The 21,559-nt window shown below is 60.7% G+C and carries 19 protein-coding genes and 2 tRNA genes; 16 read left to right on the forward strand and 5 right to left on the reverse strand.

All coding sequences use genetic code 11. The annotated features are described in order from the left end of the window. From ispE to ychF, 6 genes are all read left to right on the forward strand, one after another. The gene (ispE, locus tag AC3IT9_RS24555; protein WP_489271219.1) at positions 1–852 is read left to right on the forward strand and encodes a 4-(cytidine 5'-diphospho)-2-C-methyl-D-erythritol kinase; all 852 of its coding nucleotides are present in this window, start codon (positions 1–3) and stop codon (positions 850–852) included. 36 nt (positions 853–888) lie between these two features. Then, positions 889–963, forward strand: a tRNA-Gln gene (locus AC3IT9_RS24560). 46 nt (positions 964–1,009) lie between these two features. Continuing rightward, complete coding sequence (locus AC3IT9_RS24565) at positions 1,010–1,951, forward strand: ribose-phosphate pyrophosphokinase (protein WP_003208392.1); 942 nt, start codon at positions 1,010–1,012, stop codon at positions 1,949–1,951. A gap of 142 nt (positions 1,952–2,093) precedes the next feature. After that, complete coding sequence (locus AC3IT9_RS24570) at positions 2,094–2,693, forward strand: 50S ribosomal protein L25/general stress protein Ctc (protein WP_008046051.1); 600 nt, start codon at positions 2,094–2,096, stop codon at positions 2,691–2,693. A gap of 169 nt (positions 2,694–2,862) precedes the next feature. After that, on the forward strand, positions 2,863–3,447 hold the full coding sequence (gene pth, locus AC3IT9_RS24575; protein ID WP_046030136.1) for an aminoacyl-tRNA hydrolase: 585 nt from the start codon (positions 2,863–2,865) through the stop codon (positions 3,445–3,447). Positions 3,448–3,469: 22 nt separating this feature from the next. Beyond that, the gene (gene ychF, locus AC3IT9_RS24580; protein WP_150728018.1) at positions 3,470–4,570 is read left to right on the forward strand and encodes a redox-regulated ATPase YchF; all 1,101 of its coding nucleotides are present in this window, start codon (positions 3,470–3,472) and stop codon (positions 4,568–4,570) included. A gap of 187 nt (positions 4,571–4,757) precedes the next feature. Here the strand turns inward: ychF and AC3IT9_RS24585 are convergent, their stop codons facing one another. Further along, positions 4,758–5,975, reverse strand: a complete 1,218-nt coding sequence (locus tag AC3IT9_RS24585) for an MFS transporter (RefSeq protein ID WP_489271220.1) — start codon at positions 5,973–5,975, stop codon at positions 4,758–4,760. Positions 5,976–6,309: 334 nt separating this feature from the next. Here AC3IT9_RS24585 and AC3IT9_RS24590 point away from each other — a divergent pair, with 334 nt between their 5' ends. Next, on the forward strand, positions 6,310–8,367 hold the full coding sequence (locus tag AC3IT9_RS24590) for a methyl-accepting chemotaxis protein (RefSeq protein ID WP_489271222.1): 2,058 nt from the start codon (positions 6,310–6,312) through the stop codon (positions 8,365–8,367). A 15-nt stretch (positions 8,368–8,382) separates the two neighbouring features. On the opposite strand, the gene AC3IT9_RS24595 is transcribed toward AC3IT9_RS24590, so the two are convergent. Continuing rightward, a complete protein-coding gene (locus tag AC3IT9_RS24595; RefSeq protein WP_150756380.1) occupies positions 8,383–9,288 on the reverse strand; it encodes a LysR substrate-binding domain-containing protein in 906 nt (301 codons plus the stop codon). A gap of 227 nt (positions 9,289–9,515) precedes the next feature. On the opposite strand from AC3IT9_RS24595, the gene AC3IT9_RS24600 reads away from it, so the two are divergent. The 6 genes from AC3IT9_RS24600 (at position 9,516) to AC3IT9_RS24625 (ending at position 15,130) form a co-directional block, all read left to right on the forward strand. After that, a complete protein-coding gene (locus tag AC3IT9_RS24600; RefSeq protein WP_150756381.1) occupies positions 9,516–10,634 on the forward strand; it encodes an ABC transporter ATP-binding protein in 1,119 nt (372 codons plus the stop codon). 15 nt (positions 10,635–10,649) lie between these two features. Next, positions 10,650–11,570, forward strand: coding sequence for an ABC transporter permease (locus AC3IT9_RS24605; protein ID WP_489271223.1), 921 nt, complete (start codon positions 10,650–10,652; stop codon positions 11,568–11,570). Next, the gene (locus tag AC3IT9_RS24610; RefSeq protein WP_150756382.1) at positions 11,570–12,376 is read left to right on the forward strand and encodes an ABC transporter permease; all 807 of its coding nucleotides are present in this window, start codon (positions 11,570–11,572) and stop codon (positions 12,374–12,376) included. Before AC3IT9_RS24605 ends, AC3IT9_RS24610 begins: the two co-directional genes overlap by 1 nt. Before the next feature lie 27 nt (positions 12,377–12,403). Beyond that, on the forward strand, positions 12,404–13,450 hold the full coding sequence (locus AC3IT9_RS24615) for an ABC transporter substrate-binding protein (protein WP_150756383.1): 1,047 nt from the start codon (positions 12,404–12,406) through the stop codon (positions 13,448–13,450). 61 nt (positions 13,451–13,511) lie between these two features. Further along, positions 13,512–14,966, forward strand: coding sequence for an amidase (locus tag AC3IT9_RS24620; protein WP_150756384.1), 1,455 nt, complete (start codon positions 13,512–13,514; stop codon positions 14,964–14,966). Between the two features lie 87 nt (positions 14,967–15,053). Continuing rightward, positions 15,054–15,130: transfer RNA gene (locus tag AC3IT9_RS24625), tRNA-Met, on the forward strand. A gap of 99 nt (positions 15,131–15,229) precedes the next feature. Here the strand turns inward: AC3IT9_RS24625 and AC3IT9_RS24630 are convergent. Further along, entirely contained in the window at positions 15,230–16,339 is a 1,110-nt protein-coding gene (locus AC3IT9_RS24630; protein ID WP_489271224.1) for a DUF2817 domain-containing protein, read from the reverse strand. A 166-nt stretch (positions 16,340–16,505) separates the two neighbouring features. Here AC3IT9_RS24630 and ggt point away from each other — a divergent pair, with 166 nt between their 5' ends. After that, positions 16,506–18,344, forward strand: a complete 1,839-nt coding sequence (gene ggt, locus AC3IT9_RS24635) for a gamma-glutamyltransferase (protein ID WP_353741582.1) — start codon at positions 16,506–16,508, stop codon at positions 18,342–18,344. A gap of 77 nt (positions 18,345–18,421) precedes the next feature. Here ggt and ddlA read toward each other — a convergent pair whose 3' ends face one another. Further along, entirely contained in the window at positions 18,422–19,516 is a 1,095-nt protein-coding gene (gene ddlA, locus AC3IT9_RS24640; protein WP_489271225.1) for a D-alanine--D-alanine ligase, read from the reverse strand. A 165-nt stretch (positions 19,517–19,681) separates the two neighbouring features. Here ddlA and AC3IT9_RS24645 point away from each other — a divergent pair, with 165 nt between their 5' ends. Together AC3IT9_RS24645 and AC3IT9_RS24650 are read left to right on the forward strand one after the other, a co-directional pair. Further along, positions 19,682–20,491 carry an AraC family transcriptional regulator gene (locus AC3IT9_RS24645; RefSeq protein WP_489273539.1) on the forward strand — a complete coding sequence of 270 codons (810 nt, stop codon included), beginning with the start codon at positions 19,682–19,684 and terminating at the stop codon, positions 20,489–20,491. 76 nt (positions 20,492–20,567) lie between these two features. Continuing rightward, positions 20,568–20,936, forward strand: a complete 369-nt coding sequence (locus AC3IT9_RS24650; protein WP_150728024.1) for a cupin domain-containing protein — start codon at positions 20,568–20,570, stop codon at positions 20,934–20,936. An 18-nt stretch (positions 20,937–20,954) separates the two neighbouring features. Here AC3IT9_RS24650 and AC3IT9_RS24655 read toward each other — a convergent pair whose 3' ends face one another. Beyond that, on the reverse strand, positions 20,955–21,548 hold the full coding sequence (locus AC3IT9_RS24655) for a flavin reductase family protein (RefSeq protein ID WP_489271226.1): 594 nt from the start codon (positions 21,546–21,548) through the stop codon (positions 20,955–20,957). Positions 21,549–21,559 lie beyond the last annotated feature (11 nt).

The following is a 21,559-nucleotide window of genomic DNA, read 5'->3' on the forward strand; positions in this document are numbered from 1 at the left end:
ATGCCGGACAATCGCCTGACGCTGCCCTCGCCGGCCAAACTCAATTTGATGCTGCACATCCTGGGTCGCCGCGAAGACGGCTACCACGAACTGCAGACGATGTTTCAGTTTCTCGATTACGGCGACGAAATCACCTATGCCCTGCGCGATGACCGTGTCATTCAATTGCACACCGAGTTCCCGGGCGTCCCCCACGACAGCAACCTGATCGTCAAGGCTGCCAGAAAACTTCAGGAGCAATCCGCTTGCTCGCTGGGCGTGGATATCTGGATCGACAAGATCCTGCCCATGGGCGGCGGCATCGGTGGCGGCAGCTCGAATGCGGCAACAACATTGCTTGGTTTGAATCATCTGTGGCAATTGGGCTGGGATGAAGATCGCCTGGCTGGCCTGGGGTTGACGCTGGGCGCCGACGTCCCGGTTTTCGTGCGTGGCCACGCGGCTTTTGCCGAGGGTGTAGGGGAAAAACTGACCCCTGTCGACCCGGAAGAACCGTGGTATCTCGTGCTGGTACCGCAAGTCTCTGTAAGTACGGCAGAAATTTTTTCAGATCCGTTATTGACACGTAACACTCCTCCCATTAAAGTGCGCCCCGTTCCCAAGGGAAACAGTCGAAATGACTGCTTGCCGGTGGTAACAAGGCGTTATCCAGAGGTACGTAACGCTTTGAATTTGTTAGGTAAATTTACCGAAGCAAAACTCACCGGAACTGGAAGTTGTGTGTTTGGGGGCTTCCCAAGCAAAGCTGAAGCTGATAAAGTCTCGGCCCTTCTTACAGAGACCCTTACAGGGTTTGTAGCAAAAGGAAGCAACGTTTCGATGTTGCATCGCAAGCTGCAAAGTCTGCTCTAAAGGAACCGATTACCGGGTAATCGTTGCAACAAATACAGGGGCGTCGCCAAGCGGTAAGGCAGCAGGTTTTGATCCTGCCATGCGTTGGTTCGAATCCAGCCGCCCCTGCCATTTTCCTATACTCATCCAGGTTACCCTCAGCCTTCAGGTACTGCGCGTGTCCAAGATGATGGTCTTTACGGGGAACGCTAACCCCGATCTGGCTCGGCGTGTCGTACGTCAGCTGCATATCCCTCTCGGTGACATCTCTGTCGGTAAATTCTCCGACGGCGAAATTACAGCCGAGATCAATGAAAACGTCCGCGGTAAAGACGTCTTCATTATTCAGCCGACTTGCGCTCCGACCAACGATAACCTGATGGAACTGGTAGTGATGGCTGATGCCTTCCGCCGCTCCTCGGCTACTCGTATCACTGCTGTTATTCCTTACTTTGGTTATGCCCGTCAGGATCGCCGTCCGCGTTCCGCACGTGTGGCTATCAGCGCGAAAGTCGTGGCTGACATGCTTACCGTAGTCGGCATCGACCGTGTTCTCACGGTTGATCTGCATGCTGACCAAATCCAGGGTTTCTTCGATATTCCGGTAGATAACATCTACGGCTCCCCGGTTCTGGTGGATGACATCGAAGATCAGCGCTTCGAAAACCTGATGATCGTGTCCCCGGACATTGGCGGCGTCGTGCGTGCACGTGCCGTTGCCAAATCCCTGGGCGTGGATCTCGGGATCATCGACAAACGCCGTGAGAAAGCCAATCACTCTGAAGTGATGCATATCATCGGTGATGTCGAAGGGCGTACCTGTATTCTGGTCGATGACATGGTCGATACCGCCGGCACCCTGTGCCACGCGGCAAAGGCCTTGAAAGAGCATGGCGCTGCCAAGGTTTTCGCCTACTGCACACACCCTGTGCTGTCCGGTCGGGCGATCGAAAACATCGAAAATTCCATGCTGGACGAACTGGTGGTGACTAACACCATCCCGTTGTCCGCTGCTGCACAAGCCTGCTCGCGTATCCGTCAACTGGATATCGCGCCGGTAGTTGCCGAGGCGGTTCGCCGCATCAGCAATGAAGAATCGATCAGTGCGATGTTCCGCTAAGGGCCCTGCCCTTCTCGAAATGTCTCGTTGACGAAAAGCGCCCCGCCCCGGCATTCCTGTCGGGGCGGGGCTTTTTTGCCCATATCGCCTTTAGCGCTGGTCGCAAACGCTGGGGCGAATGTGGTTATTTTGGAGATACAACATGAACGATTTTACCCTGAATGCTGAAGTGCGTTCCGACCTGGGGAAAGGTGCGAGCCGCCGCCTGCGTCGTCTCGCAAGCCTGGTTCCAGCTGTAGTTTACGGTGGCGAAAAAGCCCCTGAATCCATCAGCATGCTGGCCAAAGAAGTTGCCAAACTGCTCGAAAACGAAGCGGCTTACAGCCACATCATCGAGCTGAACGTTGGTGGCACCAAGCAGAACGTCGTGATCAAAGCCCTGCAGCGTCACCCGGCCAAAGGCCACGTGATGCACGCTGACTTCGTACGCGTAGTAGCTGGCCAGAAACTGACCGCTATCGTTCCAGTGCACTTCATCAACGAAGAAGCACCGACCAAGAAAGGCGGCGAAATCTCGCACGTTGTTGCCGAGATCGAAGTTTCCTGCCTGCCGAAAGATCTGCCTGAGTTCATCGAAGTCGACCTGGCTAACGCTGAAATCGGTTCGATCATTCACCTGTCGGACCTCAAGGCGCCTAAAGGCGTTGAGTTCGTGGCCCTGGCACACGGCGATGACAAGGCTGTTGCCAACGTTCACGCTCCACGTGTTGCTCCAGAAGCTGCAGAAGGCGCTGCAGAGTAATTTTACTCTGTACGCCGGAGTGACCGGAAACATCGCGGACTAGAGCATAGCGAGAAAGCGGGCGAGAACGCGGAGTTTACATCATGGTAAATGAGCAATTTTCGTCCACTTTCGCCGCTATCCCTGATTGCGGCGATGTTATCCACCACTCCAAGGAAGGGCCCCTATCGTGACTGCCATCAAACTGATCGTTGGCCTGGGAAATCCAGGCGCTGAATACGAACAGACCCGGCATAACGCAGGGGCCCTTTTTGTTGAGCGCATCGCGAACGCACAAGGCGTGAACCTTGTGGCGGACCGCAAATATTTCGGCCTGACCGGGCGCTATTCGCATCAGGGTCAGGATGTTCGCCTGCTGATTCCCACCACGTACATGAACCGCAGCGGCCAGGCCGTGGCGGCACTCGCCGGTTTCTTCCGCATCAAGCCTGAAGAAATCCTCGTGGCGCACGACGAACTCGACCTGCCACCCGGCGTTGCCAAGCTCAAGCAGGGCGGCGGCCATGGCGGTCACAACGGGTTGCGCGACATCATCGCGCAACTGGGCAATCAGAATACCTTTCATCGCTTGCGGCTTGGCATTGGCCACCCGGGCGTTGCCAGTATGGTTTCAAATTTCGTCCTGGGTCGTGCGCCACGCGCCGAACAGGAAAAACTCGATGCCAGCATCGACTTTGCCCTCGGCGTGCTGCCGGATATCCTCGCCGGGGAATGGAACCGCGCGATGAAAAACCTGCACAGCCAGAAGGCCTGACTCTTATCCGAGGGGAAACACCATGGGATTCAATTGCGGCATCGTCGGCTTGCCTAACGTCGGCAAGTCCACCCTGTTCAACGCCCTGACCAAATCCGGGATCGCGGCCGAGAACTTCCCCTTCTGCACCATCGAACCCAACAGCGGTATCGTGCCGATGCCGGATCCGCGCCTGGATGCCCTGGCAGCCATCGTCAATCCAAAGCGCATCCTGCCGACCACCATGGAGTTCGTCGACATCGCCGGCCTGGTTGCCGGTGCGTCGAAAGGTGAAGGTCTGGGTAACAAGTTCCTGGCCAATATCCGTGAAACCGATGCCATCGCCCACGTGGTCCGCTGCTTCGAAGACGAGAACGTGATTCACGTCTCCAACAGCGTCGACCCGAAACGCGACATCGAAATCATCGAACTGGAACTGATCTTCGCCGACCTCGACAGCTGCGAGAAGCAACTGCAGAAAGTCGCGCGCAACGCCAAGGGCGGTGACAAGGACGCAGTGGTCCAGAAAGGCCTGCTGGAGCAACTGATCGCCCACTTCACCGAAGGCAAGCCGGCGCGCAGCCTGATGAAGAACATGGGGGCCGACGAAAAAGCGGTGATCAAGGGCTTCCATTTGCTGACCACCAAACCGGTCATGTACATCGCCAACGTCGCTGAAGACGGTTTCGAGAACAACCCGCACCTGGACGTTGTACGCGCCATCGCCGAAGAAGAAGGCGCCGTGGTTGTACCGGTGTGCAACAAGATCGAAGCGGAAATCGCCGAGCTCGATGACGGCGAAGAGAAAGACATGTTCCTCGAAGCCCTGGGCCTCGAAGAGCCTGGCCTGAACCGCGTGATCCGCGCCGGCTACGAAATGCTGCACCTGCAGACCTACTTCACCGCCGGTGTCGAAGAAGTCCGCGCCTGGACCGTCCGCGTCGGTGCCACCGCACCACAAGCCGCTGGCGTGATCCACACCGACTTCGAAAAAGGCTTCATCCGCGCCGAAGTGATCGCCTACAACGACTTCATCCAGTACAAGGGCGAAGCCGGTACCAAGGAAGCCGGTAAATGGCGCCTGGAAGGCAAGGACTACATCGTCAAAGACGGCGACGTGATGCACTTCCGCTTCAACGTGTAAGCTATACGCCCCCAAAAAAGCCGCGTTTGATTCGCGGCTTTTTTGTGCCTGAAACAATCATCCGCCACACCACCGAACCCCTGTGGGAGCGGGCTTGCTCGCGAAGGCGGTGTGTCATTTACAGTTGTACTGATTGACACGCCCTCTTCGCGAGCAAGCCCGCTCCCACAGGGGGATTTGTGTTGAGTCAGGCCTTTCTGGTACGCGGCAGGAAGATCGCCAACACCCCGAACAACGGCAGGAACGAACACAGGTAGTACACGTATTCGATGCCGTGTATGTCCGCCAGATGCCCAAGCAGCGCCGCACCAATCCCGCCGAAGCCGAACATCAAGCCGAAGAACACCCCGGCGATCATCCCGACATTGCCCGGCACCAATTCCTGGGCGTACACCACGATGGCCGAGAACGCCGAGGCGAGGATGAAGCCGATGACGACGCTGAGGATGCTGGTCCAGAACAGGTCGACATGGGGCAGCAATAATGTGAACGGTGCAACGCCGAGGATCGAGAACCAGATCACCGCCTTGCGCCCGATCTTGTCGCCGATCGGCCCGCCGAAGAATGTCCCCGCCGCGACCGCGCCGAGAAACAGGAACAGGTGCAACTGCGAACTGGCGACCGACAGGTCGAACTTCTCGATCAGGTAGAAAGTGAAGTAGCTGGTGAGGCTCGACATGTAGAAATACTTGGAGAACACCAGTAACCCGAGTACCACCAGCGCGCTGGTCACTCGTCCCTTGGACAGGCCGTGAGTCGCCGCCTGACCTTGCTTGAGCTTGAACAGGTTCAAGTGGTTGACGTACCAGCGGCTGATCCGGTAGAGCACGAACAGCGCAAACACCGCGAACAGGCCGAACCAGGCCACGTGCCCTTGACCGTAGGGAATGATGATCGCCGCCGCCAGCAACGGGCCGAACGCCGAGCCTGCGTTACCGCCGACCTGGAAGGTCGATTGCGCCAGCCCGAAGCGCCCGCCCGAAGCCAGGCGCGCCACACGGGACGCTTCCGGGTGGAAGGTCGATGAACCGATGCCGATCAGCCCCGCCGCCAACAGGATTAGCGGGAAACTGGCGACCACCGACATCATCAGAATGCCGACCAGGGTGCAGACCGTCCCCGCCGGCAACAACCACGGCTTGGGATGGCGGTCGGTGTAATAACCGACCCACGGCTGCAGCAGCGAGGCCGTCAACTGGAACGTCAGGGTGATCAGGCCGACCTGGGTGAAGGTCAGGCCATAGTTGGCCTTGAGCATCGGATAGATCGACGGCAGCACCGATTGGATCAGGTCGTTGATCAAGTGCGCCAGCGCTACCGCGCCGATGATGCGCATCACCAAGGGACTGCTTTGGGGCGTAGCGGACGCCGGCACTGAGCCGGTCTGGGTGTTGCTGATAGCCATGGGAGTTTCCAGACAACAGGAGGTACAAACGTGCAGGTGCGTCAATGTGCCATTTTTCGGTGCGGCAACGCCATCCCCTTAGCCTGCTAACGACTTCGATTTTTCATCGCCACAACCTTGATGGCGCAAAGCCATGGTCTGAATCTTGCCTTCCTTGTCGGCTTGAACGCGGCTTCCTTACAAAGGAGACCGACAATGGGAAGTTTCGCTACAGAGTCGGCCTACAGAGCGGACAAGGGTGAACTTTCGAGGCCTTTTTAGAGGGCACGAGTCGGAGGTGCGACAACCTCCGACGCACGCCAATAGTGCGTGGTGTCCAGAGGAGTCATGGGGCATGCAGGCTTTTTTATCACCGGGGATCGGGCTGCTGGGGCGTTTTGGCTTCGCACGTAAATTCCAGCTGTTGTTTCTGCTGTTTATCCTGCCGCTGGCCGGCAGCCTGTGGATGATCGGTCAGGACTATCGCGACAAACTCAACCTGATCTCCGGCGAACGCGCCGGGGTGCGGCAACTGCTTGCGCTTGATGCGCTGGATGACCTGCTCGCCGCCCAGCGTGATCGCGCCGCCCGGTGGCGCGCCACCGAAACCAATCGCCAGCCAACGCCGGCCACCCTCGCCGCGATGGCCGCCTTCGATGCGGTTCAGCCCGCCGTCAGCCAGGCCGCTGCCGAGTTGGGCAATGCCCTGCAAAAAGAAAGTGCCGTGGGTGAAACCCTGTCGCGTTACCAGGCCCTGCAAACCGCCCTCGATGGCCTCGATTCAAAAAGCCTGAGCAATGTCGGCTGGTGGCCGGATGGCTATGATCGCTTCACCAACGCCTTGAGCGCCCTGCAAGCCTTGCGCGAGCAAATCGCCATGGACAATCGCCTGACGCTGGCACCGTGGCTGGAAACCTACTTGCTGACGCAGATCTCCACCCAGCATGCACCGGACCTGATCGAACGGGTCGGTCGTCTGGCGGCGGTGGGTCAGGCCTCGGTGGTGTCCGGGCAGTTCACCCTGCAAAGCCGCCTGCAACTGCGCGACCTGCGCAGCCGCATCGGCGATGCTCGAGAGCAGTTGGTGAAAACCGCAGACCTGCTCGAAGCGCGCTTGCCCAGCGCCCTGCAAACCTGGGCCGGGCAATACCATGACAGCCTCAAGCGCCTCGATGCGGGCCTGAAGGTGCTGGATGACGGCGTGTTCGGCGGCAGCATCAACCTCAAGCCGGAGGATTTCGAACGCAGTCTCGATGCCCTGCTCTCCAACCTCGCCTCGTTGCGTCAGCAGTCGCTGGTGTCGCTGGATCAACGCCTGGATTACTACCACGGCTCGGCGATCCGCCAGTTCATTGTGGTGGCCGCCGTGTTGGGCTGTCTGCTGTTGGCCGCGCTGTATCTGTTCATCTGTTTGCAGGCCTCGATCCGCCGCAGCGCCAGCGGCATCACGGTACTGGCCGAGGCCTTGCGCGATGGCAATCTGAGCCTGCAAGTACCGGTTCAGGGTCGGGACGAACTGGCAGTCATCAGCACCGCGCTGAATGTCGCCGTGGTGCAACTGCGCAGCAGCCTGCAAGGGGTGGATCACGAAACCCTGCAACTGAGCAATGCGGTGCAAGCCCTCAACCATCACTCCAGCGATGCCCTGGGCGAAGTCGAAGCCCAGCAGTTGCAGATCAGCCAGATTGCCGCTGCGGCGACGCAACTGGCCGCCACCTCACAAGGGGTGGCCCACAGTTGCGAACAGGCGTCAGGCAGCGCGCAACACACCCGACGCATTGCCGCCGACAGCAGCCGTGACAGCCAGCGCACCACCGCGAGCATCCAGCAACTCAATCAACGCCTGAATGACACTGCAGCGGCACTCGGCCGGGTCAGTGAACAAGGGCAGCAGATTCAACTGGTGGTCGACACCATTCGCGGCGTCGCCGAGCAGACCAACCTGCTGGCACTCAATGCCGCCATCGAGGCGGCTCGGGCGGGCGAGCAAGGGCGTGGCTTCGCGGTGGTGGCCGATGAGGTGCGCAGCCTGTCGCAACGCACGCAATCGTCGACCGCACAGATTGCCGGCACGGTCGACAGCCTGCGCAACACGGTGAATGAGGCCGTCAGCCTGATGCAAGCCGCGTGCAGTCAGGCAGAGTCCGATGCACAAGCGGTCACCGGCCTCGGTGAACGACTCGGGGAAATCGCCAGCGCGGTGCAGAGTGTCACTGACACGCTCGCGCAAATCGCCACGGCGGTGGAGGAACAGGCCAGTACCGCCGACGAGGTCAGCGGCAATATCCAGCAGGTCGATCAAGCGGCGGTGCGTTTGCTCGAAGGGGCCCGCGCGGTGAACCGGGCAGCGGACACTCTGAGCCACGGCAGCAAGGCCTTAAGCGACAATACCGGGCGCTTCCGCTTGAGCTGAGTCCGCCAGGACTTCTCAGGCGCGGATCACCGCCTCCGGGAAGTCCTGCTCCAGTTCGCTCTTGAGCCAGTCGATAAACCACGCCACGTCCGCCGAGAGCTCGGCGGACGGCGTCAGCACCCGATAGCTTTCCAGCTTCACTTGCGCGTCCACCACCCGTACCAGCTTGCCGCTATGGAGTTCTTCACGCACCAGCACTTCGTTGGCCAGCGCAATGCCCTGCCCGCTCTCGGCCACCGACAATGCGTGGTCGTTGTTGACGTAGAGCATGTCCGAATTGAGATGGATGTCGAGGTCATTGGCGGCGAACCACAGGTTCCACCACTCGCCATCATCGACGTGGATCAGGTTGTGTTTCACCAGGTCCGCGGGGCTGTCGATGGGCTCGACGCTGGCCAGATAATCGGGGGAACAGATCGGAAACACCCGAGGGCAAATCAGGCTGGTGCGCGAGTGGGCATATTGGCCGTCCACCCCGTAGACGATGCCCAGGTCAGCGCTTTTGCCATCCACTTCGGTAAAGGTCGAATTGGGTTCAATGGCGAACTTCAAGCCCGGACGCAGGTGCCGCATGGCCTCGATGCGCGGCATCAGCCAGCGCTTGGCGAACCCCGGCACAACCATGATGCGCAACCAGCGTTCGGCGTGTTTTGGCTGCGCCTCTTTTCCGGCCTCGATGATCAGCTGCAAGGCGGCGGTGATCTTGCGGTGATACTTCTCCCCCGCCGTCGTCAGGTTGACCCCGCGAGAGGTGCGCTCGAACAGTTGGATGCCCAGCCAGTCTTCCAGCAACTTTACGTGACGGCCGATGGCCGGCTGGGTCACGTGCAGGGCCTTGGAGGCTTCGACATAGCTGCCCAGCCGGGCCGCGGCATCAAAGGCACGCACCGCGTTGAGCGGCGGCAAACGGTGGTCAGGCATGGTTTCCGGGCGCCTTCTGCTGTTAAATTTTTTAACAGCCCCTATGTTAAAATTGAAGTTTCGCCCCCGCAACCCCTCGCTGATAATCGATCCACAGCAGAACAAAAAAACAGCTGGTTACAACACCCGAACGCAATCTCGATCCTGCCCAGAAAAATAATATCCATGGCCCGACGGCACAGCTGTTTCAGCAGGTGCGCGGGCGATGGGGGAATCGGAGGTAACGCATGAATGCCCTGCATTCGCTGCAAACGCTGGCGGTGTCTATCCGCTCAGTGCGCAAAGTCTACGGTGATCCAAAGACTGGCCCGGTGGCGCTGAAAAGCATCGACCTGGACATTCGCGACAACGAGTTCTTCACCCTTCTCGGCCCTTCAGGCTGTGGCAAAACCACGCTCCTGCGGATGATCGCCGGGTTCGAATTCCCTACCGAAGGCGAGATTCTGCTCTACGGCGAAAACATCGCCGACCGCCCGCCCTTTCAGCGCCCGGTCAACACGGTGTTCCAGCATTACGCGTTGTTCCCGCACATGACCATCGCCGAGAACCTGGCCTTCGGTCTTGAATCCCACCCGATGGGCAAAGTCCTGAACAAAACGCAAATGGCCGAACGGGTGCGCGAGATGCTCGCCCTGGTGCAGATGGAGCGCTTTGCCAACCGCAAGCCGGCGCAGTTGTCCGGCGGTCAGCAACAGCGTGTCGCCCTGGCTCGTGCATTGGCGCCGCACCCCAAAGTCTTGCTGCTCGACGAACCGCTCTCGGCCCTCGATCTCAAGCTGCGCCAGGCCATGCGCGAAGAGCTGAAAACCATTCAGGCCCGCACCGGCATCACCTTCATCTTCGTCACCCATGACCAGGAAGAAGCCCTGACCATGTCCGACCGCATCGCCGTGTTGTCCGAAGGCGAAGTGCAGCAGGTCGGCCGCCCGGAAGACATCTACGAACGCCCGCGCAATCGCTTTGTCGCGGATTTCATCGGTGAAACCAACTTCATCGAAGGCACGGTCACCCGCGTCGAAGACGGCCTGGCCTGGTTCGCCGGTCCGGCCGGTCATCCGCTGCCTGCACAGCCGTGCAGCGATGTGCGGGTCGGGGCCAACGTCGCATTGTCCGTGCGCCCCGAGCGTTTGCATCTGGTGCCAGCCACCACTGAATACGCTCTGCCGTGCCGGATCGAAGCGCAGATCTACCTCGGCACCGACCTGCAATACCAGGTCAGCCTGAGCGACGGTTCGCGCCTCACCGTGCGCACCCCCAACTGCGTCGACCAGAGCAAACGCTTCGCCGTCGGCAGCCAGGCCGGTCTGTTGTTCGACCAGGGCAGCGCCAGCGTCCTGCACGATTGAGCACGAGGAATTGCCATGCACGCTTTACCGATTGCCAATACCCTGGAACGTCGGCGGGCCTTCCAGAGCTTTCTCGGTGTCAGCCCCGCGCTGATCGCCATCGGCCTGTTCCTGATCGTGCCGATCCTGATCGTCATCGGTTACTCGCTGATGGAGGCCAACCCCTACGGCGGGGTGAACAAGGTATTCAGCATTGACGCCTACACCTCGCTGCTGTTCGAGCGGCAACTGGACGACAGCCTGGCCTTCGCCGACTCCTACCTGATCATCGCCCTGCGCTCCATCGGCATCGCCGGGCTGACCACCCTCATCACTTTGCTGATCGGTTTTCCGGTGGCGGTATGGCTGGCCATGCAACCGGCCCATCGTCGCGGCTTGCTGATCTTCCTGATCACCGTGCCGTTCTGGGCCAACCTGTTGATCCGCACCTATGCGTGGATCCTGCTGCTGCGCAACACCGGGGTGATCAACAACAGCCTGATGGGCCTCGGGGTCATCGACCAGCCGCTGCAACTGCTCTACACCGACGGCGCGGTACTGCTGGGGCTGGTTTATACCTACGCGCCCTTCGTCGTACTGCCGATCTACGCCACCCTGGAAAAAATGGACATCCGCCTGCTCGAGGCCGCTCAGGACCTCTACGCCGGACGCGTTCGAACCTTGCGCAAGGTGGTGTTGCCCATCGCCAAACCGGGGATTCTCGCCGGCGCCATCCTCACCTTCGTGCCTTGCCTGGGCGCAATGATCGCCCCGGAACTGCTCGGCGGCGGCACGCGGATGATGCTCGGCAACCTGATCTTCCGCCAGTTCAGCGATGCGCGTAACTGGCCATTCGGCGCGGCCCTGTCGCTGGTGTTGATGGCGGCGGTGATGTTGGTACTGACGGTCTATGCCTTGCGTGCCGAACGCCAGCGTATCGCCAAAGGAGGTGCGTGATGATCGGCCTGTTCAAACGCAATACGCTGGGCGTGCAGGACTTCCCCGGCTTCGGCGGATTCAGTTTGCTGTTCTACCTGTACCTCTACGCGCCGATCGTGGTGCTGGTGGTGTTTTCGTTCAACGCAAACCAGTCGGCCACGGTGTGGACCGGTTTCAGCTTCGACTGGTACCGCGCGGCCTTCGCTAACCAGGCCCTGCGCCAGGCGGCTGGCAACAGTCTGTTGATCGCGGTCTGCGCCAGCATGGTCGCCACTGCCATCGCCACCCTCGCCGCCCTCGGCACTTCACGGGGTGCGAAGTTCAAGGGCCTGCAACTGTCCATGGGCGCGATCATGTTGCCCCTGGTGCTGCCTGAAATCGTGGTCGGGGTCGCCACCCTGGCGCTGTTCTCCACCATCGGTCTGTCCCTGGGCTACGGCAACCTGATCATCGCGCACACGGTGTTCTGCATTCCGTTCGCCTTTTTGCCGATACGGGCACGCCTGAACGACATGGACCTGTCCCTGGAACAAGCCTCGGCCGACCTGTATGCCGGCCCGTGGCGGACCTTCCGCAAGGTCACCCTGCCGCTGCTGATGCCGGGGATTTTCTCCGGGCTGATGCTTGCCTTCATCGTGTCGCTGGATAACTTCGTGATCTCGATGATGGTCTCCCAGGCCGGTACCACGACCCTGCCGATCTTCATCTTCGGCCTGTTGCGCATGGGCGTGACACCGGACGTCAATGCCGTCTCGACCCTGATCCTGGGCGTCTCGGTGCTGTTCGTCACGCTCTCTTATCTGCTGGGCAAAAAGAAAACCTGAACCTTCTACGTACTGTGGGGAAATAGCATGAGCAAGTTGATTGCAAGCATCGGCACTTCGTTGTTCCTGACTTTACCGCTGACCATGGTCGGCAGCGTTCAGGCCGCGGAAAAACTCAACGTGGTGAGCTGGAGCGGCTACTTTTCACCGGAGATTCTCGCCAAGTTCCAGAAGCAAACCGGCATCGAAGTCACAGTCGACTCCTACGATTCCAACGAAACCCTGCTGGCCAAATTGAAACAGGGCGGTGCCGGTTATGACGTGGCGATCCCGTCGCACCAGTTCGTGCCGATCCTGATCAAGGAAAAACTGCTGGAGCGTTTCGACCCGGTCAGCCAGCCCTACTACGCCAGCGTCGTCGACAACCTGAAAAAACCCACCTGGGACCCGGAAGGCGCCTACTCCGTGCCGTTCATTTGGGGCACCACCAGCGTGGTGCTCAACACCGAGCGCTACAAGGGCCCCACCGACAGCCTCAAGGTGCTTTACGAGCCGCCGGCCGAACTGCAAGGGCGGATCAACATGTTCGACTCGGTCAGCGACGTGGTGGACATGGCCAGCCTGTACCTGAACATTCCGCTGTGCAGTGAAGACCCGAAGCAGATGCAGCAGGTCCTGACCCTGCTCAAGGCGCAGAAACCCTTCGTCAAGACCTATAGTTCCAAGGCCGGTTCGATCCGCGAAAACCTCGCCTCGGGTGAAATCGACATGTCGACCTTCTGGGGCGGCTCGTCGATGCGCGCCCGGGAGATGAAACCGAGCCTGAAATACCTTTACCCAAAAGAAGGTGTACTGGCCTGGGTCGACAACATGGTCATCCCGACCGGCAGCAAGAACCCAGCGAACGCCAAGGCCTTCATCGCGTTCCTCAGCCAGCCTGAAAACGCGGCGATGACCCAGAACTTCCTCAAGCACCAAAGCCCGATCAAGGGTGTGGAACCCTTCCTCGATGCGGGCCTGAAGGACACGCCGGAGCTGCACATTCCCGAAGGCACCAACGTGGTGTTCAGCAAGACCTGCGGCGAAGGCGCAATCCGCCTGGCCGACCGTCTCTGGACCAACCTGATGCGTTGATCTCTACCGCCCCGACGCAAATGGCGGGGCGTTTTTCCAGCCGTCTGAAAGGCCGCTTGCAATGAACTCGAATAACATCAGCGAACTGGTCCTGTTGCAGGCCCATGAGCTCGCCGAACGCATCCGCCTGCGCCAGGTTTCCTGCCGGGAAGTGATGCAGACTTATCTTGCCCATATCGAACGCTTCAACCCGCAGGTCAATGCGCTGGTGAGCCTGCAAGCGCCGCAAGACCTGCTGGCCCAGGCCGATATCCGCGACGCCGAACTGGCGAAAGGTCAATACCGTGGCTGGATGCACGGCCTGCCCCACGCCATCAAGGACTTGTCCCTGACCCGCGGCATCCGCACCACCCTGGGTTCGCCGCTGTACAAGGACTTCATCCCCGAACGCGACGGCATCATGGTCGAGCGGATCAAAGCGGCGGGCGCGATCATCATCGGCAAGAGCAACACCCCGGAATTCGGCCTCGGTTCGCAAAGCTATAACCCGCTGTTCGGCGCGACCGGTTGTGCCTACGACCCGAGCAAGACCGCTGGGGGCAGCAGCGGCGGCGCGGCGGCGGCGCTGGCCATGCACCTGGTGCCGGTGGCCGACGGCAGCGACATGATGGGCTCGCTGCGCAACCCGGCGGCCTTCAACAACATCTTCGGTTTCCGTCCGTCCCAGGGCCGCGTGCCCTTCGATGACAGTGCCGATCTGTTTATCGACCAACTCGGCTACGAAGGCCCCATGGCTCGCAGCGTGCGCGATGCAGCGTTGCTGTTGTCGGTGCAGGCCGGGGCCGATGCGCGGGCGCCGCTATCGATTGCCGAATCGGGCAGCGCCTTTGCCGCACCGCTGGATCGAGACTTCAAAGGCACGCGTCTGGGCTGGCTCGGCGACTTCAACGGCTACCTGCCGATGGAGCAAGGCATCCTCTCGCTATGCGAGAAGGCCTTTGCCGACTTCGAAAGCCTGGGTTGCCACATTGAACCCGTTCAATCCAAATTCGCGCCAGAGAAGCTGTGGAGCAGTTGGCGGACATTGCGCCACTGGATGGTCGCCGGCTCGTTGGGCGCGACTTATGCCGACCCGCAAAAACGGGCGCTGTTGAAACCGGAAGCCTGCTGGGAAGTGGAAAACGGCCTGAAACTCTCGGCCACTGACGTGTTTGCCGCCTCGGTGACGCGCAGCGACTGGTATCGGGCGATCTCCAGGCTATTCGAAAAATACGACTATCTGCTGCTGCCCAGCGCCCAGGTATTCCCGTTCGATAAAACCCAACCGTGGCCTGCCTCCATCGAAGGCGTGACCATGGACACCTATCACCGCTGGATGGAGGTGGTGATTCCCGGCACCTTGTCCGGCTGCCCGGTGGCTAACGTACAAGTGGGCTTCAACCAGAACGGCCTGCCCATGGGCCTGCAGATCATCGGCAGACACCAGGCCGACTTCGCTGTCCTGCAACTGGCGCACGCGTACGAACAGGCCAGCCGCTGGTTCCAGCGCTGCCCTTCACCCCTGCTCAGAGGATAGATTTTGATAAACGGTTGAAAGCGCAGAGAAATATTTTAGATTTGTGCTTGACGCATCCCCGTTACCGGTGAATAATGCGCGCCACTTGGCTACATAGCTCAGTTGGTTAGAGCATAGCATTCATAATGCTGGGGTCCGGGGTTCAAGTCCCTGTGTAGCCACCAAGTACTAAAAACGGCTTACCGCAAGGTAAGCCGTTTTTTTATGCCTCGATAAAAGTGCGCCGCGGTTGCAGGAAATCCTGAACCGCACACACCCGTCGATCAGGTTCGAATCGTCGGCAATGCGGCCAATGCCCGCTCCCAGATCTGCCACGTCCGCAACCAGACCATCGCCTGCCAATCGCTGTCGGCGGGATAGAACTGCTCAAGCAGATTCAACTTGATCTCGCGCCCGACTGCATCACCTGGATGGCCATGAAGGTGCAGCCAGTGGTCATCGCGCAGATGACGGTGAACGTCCGGCCCCGGATAAGTCCCACACTCAATGACAAACGGCATCAGCCGCACCTGCGGCAGCGCATTGATCAGCGCTTGCGAGGTGTAGCCGGTGGCCGTTGCCGCCACGCCGGTTTCGCTCAGGGTGTCGGTGCCGGTTTGCAGGCTGTAGAGCCACGGACCATAAATCGCCTGCGCATCCGCCAGCGCCGGATAGGCGGACTCGGTGATGGTCAACAACATCGGATGACCGTACTCGCCAGCGCCCGTGTGCAAGTCGAAACACATGGCGACCTCGGCATGGGCCACGTGCTTTTGCACGATCTTGTGCAGCGTGCGGTTCGACCAGCTCGGCGCCAGCCCGCCGAAAAACAGGCCGTCGGGATGAGCATGCTGACCGCCCTCGACAATCGACATGACTGCCGGCCAGCCGTGCAGGCGAATCTGCTCGTCGAGCAAGGCATCGGCGCGATCACGCTGCGGGCCACGCAACTGCGGGCAGGCATAGATTTCATGCAGGGCGTTGTAGGCCTGGTTGTCTGGCAACGGGCGCTGGAAATCCAGGTGATTGCGGTTCAGGTCGATGTTGTCTTCGTTGACCCGGCGCAACCACGCCATGCCCCAAGGGTTGATGGCATGGATCATGACCACGGCGACGTCCGTTGGCAGGGAACGCTTGCCCAACTCCTGCAGCCATTTGATCTGACAGCCCGAGCCATAGAAGCCTTCGACCCCGTGAGTGCCGCTCAACGCGATCAGCAGCCGCTTGGCGCCCGGATCACCCAGCACCGCCACATCGGTACTCAGCGATTCGCCGAACGGACCTTTGAGCGGGTGTGGATATTCCGTCAGCGTTGCGCCTGCCGTGGTCGCCGCGGCCAGGAACTGTTCACGCTGGTTGCGATAGCTGGACTGGGTGGGGAACTCGGTTTGCATGTCTGCCTCTTGTTGATCTTCTGGCCTGTCTGTTGGCAACGACCCTACAGAAAATCCTGCCATTGATGAAGGACAAAAACATTGGTGCCGTGGGACCTGGTTTGCTTCCCTCCCGGTCGGCCGATAAAGTCCACTGATCGTAGATCCAACGGACGGAGTACCCCACGTGTTCTCAACCTTCCCTTTGCGCCGCTATCGCTTGCCAGCCCTGATTCTGCTCGCCAGTGCCTTGACCCTGGCCGCATGCAACAACGCTTCGGTGCCGACGCTGCCGCTCCCGCTCGCACCGGAAAGCGCTTCCGGTTTTCGCACCGACCTGCGCACCCAACACGCCGAAAAATACATGGCCGCGGCGGCCAACCCGCTGGCGGCCGAAGCTGGGCGGGAGATACTGCGCCGGGGCGGCTCGGCCATCGACGCGGCAATTGCGATGCAAGCGGTGTTGACGCTGGTCGAGCCGCAGTCTTCGGGCATTGGTGGCGGCGCTCTGATCGTACTCTGGGATGGCAAGGCCGTGCGCACCTACGACGGACGTGAAACCGCCCCGGCCGGCGCGACGGAGAAGCTTTTCCTGCAAGCCAACGGACAACCGATGGGGTTCACCCAAGCGCAGATTGGCGGCCGCTCGGTGGGCACGCCCGGCGTGCTGCGCGCCCTGGAACTGGCCCATCAAAAACACGGACGCCTGCCCTGGGCGCAGCTGTTTGAACCGGCCATCCAGCTCGCCGAGCAAGGCTTCGCCATTTCGCCACGCCTGCACCGGTTGATCGCCGCGGATCCGTCCATGCCGCGCTCGCCGGAAATGATGGCGTACTTTCGTAATGCTGATGGCAGCCCAAAAGCCGCCGGCACAAACCTGAAGAACCCGGCACTGGCCGCCGTACTCAAGCGCATCGCCCATGAAGGCCCGGACGCCCTGTACAAAGGCCCGGTCGCCGAGGAAATCGCGACCAAGGTTCAGGGACACGCCAACCCCGGCAGCTTGTCCGTAAGCGACCTCGCCAACTACCAGGCCAAGGAGCGCGCGCCGCTGTGCACCGACTACAAGCGCTGGCAAGTCTGCGGCATGCCGCCGCCATCGTCGGGCGGGATCGCCGTGGCGCAGATCCTCGGCACACTGCAAGCCCTGGAGACTCGCGACAAGCGCCTGGCGCTGGCGCCGCTGAAACCGGTCAAGACCACGGCCCCGGCCGGCATCGAACCCGATCCGCAAGCCGTGCATCTGATTTCCGAGGCCGAACGCCTGGCCTACGCCGACCGCGCACAATACTTAGCCGACGCAGACTTCGTCCCCGTGCCGGTCAAGGGCTTGGTCGACCCGGCCTACCTCGCCAGTCGCGCCGCCCTGATTGGCGAACGCAGCATGGGCACGGCCAAACCCGGCACTCCGCCGGGCATCCGGGTGGCCTATGCGCCGGACCGTTCGCCGCTGCGGATTTCCACCTCGCAAGTGGTGGCCGTCGATGATGCAGGCGGTGCCGTGTCGATGACCACCACCATCGAGTCGGCGTTCGGCTCCCACATCATGGTTCAGGGCTTCATGCTCAACAACGAGATGACCGACTTCTCGTTCATCCCCGAGGAAAACGGGCAAAAAGTCGCCAACCGCGTCGAGCCCGGCAAACGCCCGCGTTCCTCCATGGCCCCGACTCTGATCTTCGACCGCCAGAGCGGCGAATTCCTTGCCACCGTCGGTTCCCCCGGCGGCTCGCAAATCATCGAATACGTGGCCAAATCCACCATCGGCCTGCTCGACTGGAACCTCGATGCGCAAGCCGCCATCAACCTGCCCAACTTCGGCAGCCGCAACGGCCCGACCGAACTGGAACAGGGACAGTTCAGCCCGACGCTGATTCAGGCGCTGAAAGACAAAGGGCACAGCGTGAGCGAGATCGACATGACCAGCGGGACCCAGGCGATTGTTCGGGTCAAGGACGCCCAAGGGAAAGCGTCGTTGACAGGCGGCGCCGATCCGCGGCGTGAGGGGCAAGCGCTGGGGGATTGAGTCGTACGCGGGGATGAGAAAGGGCTTACCGGTGGGTAGGCCCTTTGTTTACGAGCAAGCGGATATCAGCAGCGCACTTATCGACTGATCTTCAACCCCTGCCGAACCTGGTGTTTTTCCAGCGCCAGCTCGATCAGTCGCGTCACCAGTTCGCTGTAGGTCATGCCGGTGGCCTGCCACAGTTTCGGGTACATGCTGATTCGGGTGAAGCCGGGCAGCGAGTTGATTTCGTTGATCAGCACTTCGTCGCTGTCGGTCAGGAATACATCGACGCGGGCCAGGCCGGAGCAGCCCAGTACCTGGAACGCTTCGACGGCCAGGGCGCGAATGCGCTCGCTGGCCTCGACGCTGATATTGGCCGGCACCACCACTTCAGCAGCCGTGTCGTCGATGTATTTGCTGTCGTAGGAATAGAACCCGCTGCGCACCACGATCTCGCCACAGCCACTGGCGATGGCGTCTTCATTGCCAAGCACCGCGCATTCAATCTCGCGGCCGCTGACGGCAGATTCGATCAACACCTTGGTATCGAAACTCAAGGCCAGCTCCACCGCAGCACTGTACTCAGCCTCGTCGGTGACCTTACTCACACCCACGGAAGAGCCCTGATTCGCCGGCTTGACGAACAGTGGCAAACCCAACTTGCCCCGCACCTCGGCAAACCCGGTGCGCGCCGCCGTGGCGCGGGTCAATGTCACGAACGGCGTCACGGCCAGGCCGGCATCGCGCAGCAGGCGCTTGCTGATGTCCTTGTCCATGCACACGGCCGAGCCGAGCACATCGGAGCCGACAAACGGCAGATCGGCCATGCGCAGCAAGCCTTGCAGGCAACCGTCTTCACCCAGGGTGCCGTGGACAATCGGGAAGATTACATCGACGTGACCGAGCATTTCCTGACTGGAGGTTTCCACCAGTTGTTGACTGGCTTTGCCCGGCACCACGGCCAGTTCGCGATTGGACTGATTGAGGGCGATCAGCGCCGGGTTTTCCTGGTTCAGCAAAAAGTTCGAAGGGTCGTTGAGGTGCCAGTGGCCTTGTTTGTCGATGCCGATCAGCACCGGTTCGAAGTGTGAGCGATCCAGCGCATCGACGATGTTTTTCGCCGACTGCAACGACACCTCATGCTCGGCCGAACGGCCCCCGAAAATGATCCCCACGCGCAACTTGCTCATGACCTGGCCTCATCCTGACAAATAAAAAACAACCTGTAGCGAATGCGCCCCACAGTGCAGTATTTGCCCTTGGTTTTCTAGCGGACAAGCCGCCTTCCGATCAGAAGACAGGGAACCGTTGGCTGGGTTACCGTGTTGCGCATCAAGCTCAAGACGATCATCACCATGACCAAGCGTCCGCCTCGCAATGACTGGTTCCTTCGCGCGCCCGATGTCGGCGGGCTGCAGCGTTTCGAGGCGTTTTTTGCCGGTCATGGCTACGACCTTCACCGCCACGACACCTATGCCATTGGCCACACCCTGGCCGGGGTGCAGAGCTTTCAGTATCGCGGCGGCTGGCGTCACAGCCTGCCGGGCGCAACGATCGTGCTGCACCCGGACGAAGCCCACGATGGCGAGGCCGGGACCGAGTCCGGTTTCCAGTACCGGATGATGTACATCGAACCGGCGCTGATCCAGCAGATGCTCGGCGGGCAAGCGCTGCCGTTCATCAAAACCGGGCTATCGAACGATCCCCGCCTGTTCGCCGCCACGGGCGCGTTGCTGCGCAGCCTGGATTGCCCGCTCGATCCACTGGAAGAACAGGACGCGCTGTTCGATCTGGCGCAAGCCATGAGCATGGTTTCCGGTGCGCCGGGCAAACGCTCGAGTTTCGATTACGTGGCCGCACAGCGTGCGCGGGAATACATCCACGGCGCCCTGGATCGCACCGTGACCCTGGATGAGCTGGCGCAGCACAGTGGTCGGGATCGCTGGAGCCTGTCCCGGGATTTTCGCCTGCTGTTCGGCACCAGCCCCTACCGCTACCTGACCATGCGCCGCCTGGACATGGTCCGTGCGCTGCTGATCCAGGGTCAGAGCCTGGTCAGCGCCGCGCTGATCGCAGGCTTCACCGACCAGAGCCACATGACCCGGCAATTCAGCAAAACCTACGGCCTGTCACCGGCCCGCTGGATGAACATGCAGCGCCGTTGAGCCACGCACAATCGTACAAGAAGCGCGTTGAGTCGCTGGCTATTGTGGGTTCATCAACCACCGCGAGAGCTGTTACATGAACGCTTACGAAAGCCTGAACTTCGCTGAAAAAATCAGCCGGATCGATTCCCACTGGTCGCCCCGGGTCATCGCCGAAATGAACGACTACCAGTTCAAGGTGGTGAAGCTGCTGGGGGACTTTATCTGGCACGACCACCTCGATACCGACGAAACCTTCATCGTGCTCGAAGGCCGGCTGCGCATCGATTTTCGCGATGGCCACGTGCTGGTGAACGCTGGGGAAATGTATGTAGTGCCCAAAGGCGTCGAGCACAAGCCCAGTGCCGAGCAGGAGGTAAAACTCCTGCTGATCGAACCCAAGGGCGTGCTCAACACCGGCAGTGAGGGTGGCGAACGCACGGCCGAGAATGATGTGTGGATATGAGCGCTGACCGGCTCAAGCCTACAAGGTCTTGCCATCCACCGGCTCGCCAATGGTCAGGAAGTGCCCCCCCGCCACGTGGTGCAAGGTGCGCAAGGCATCTTGCCCTTCGAAGTGCCAACGACCTTCGCTGAACACACGTTCGTCAGCCTGGGCGGCAATCACTTCGGCGAGGAACAGATCGTACCGCTGGTGATTGTTCGGCTCCGGCAACAGGCGACATTCCAGCCAGGCCACGCAGCCTTCGAGCATCGGCGCATCAACCGACTGGCCGGTGAACGTCTGCAAGTCGTAGGTTTCAAACTTGTCGCGCCCCTGACCCCGGGTCAATTCCAGGCCGGAGGTCGAACCGACGGTTTGCACAATGTCGGCCTGGGCGGCGCAGGGTACGTTCAACACAAAGGTGCCCGAGGCTTCCAGCAACTGGCGAGTCCAAGTGGACTTGTCCAGCACCACGGCAATTTTCGGGGGTTCGAAATCCAGCGGCATGGCCCAGGCTGCCGCCATGATATTGCGCTGGCCACCGTGGGCTGCGCTGACCAGCACGGTCGGGCCATGATTGAGCAGACGATAGGCCTTGGACAAGGGAACCGGACGGCGGTGAGAAACGCTCATTGAAGTCTGCT

The sequence above is a fragment of the Pseudomonas sp. KH_046_1 genome (assembly GCF_057839025.1).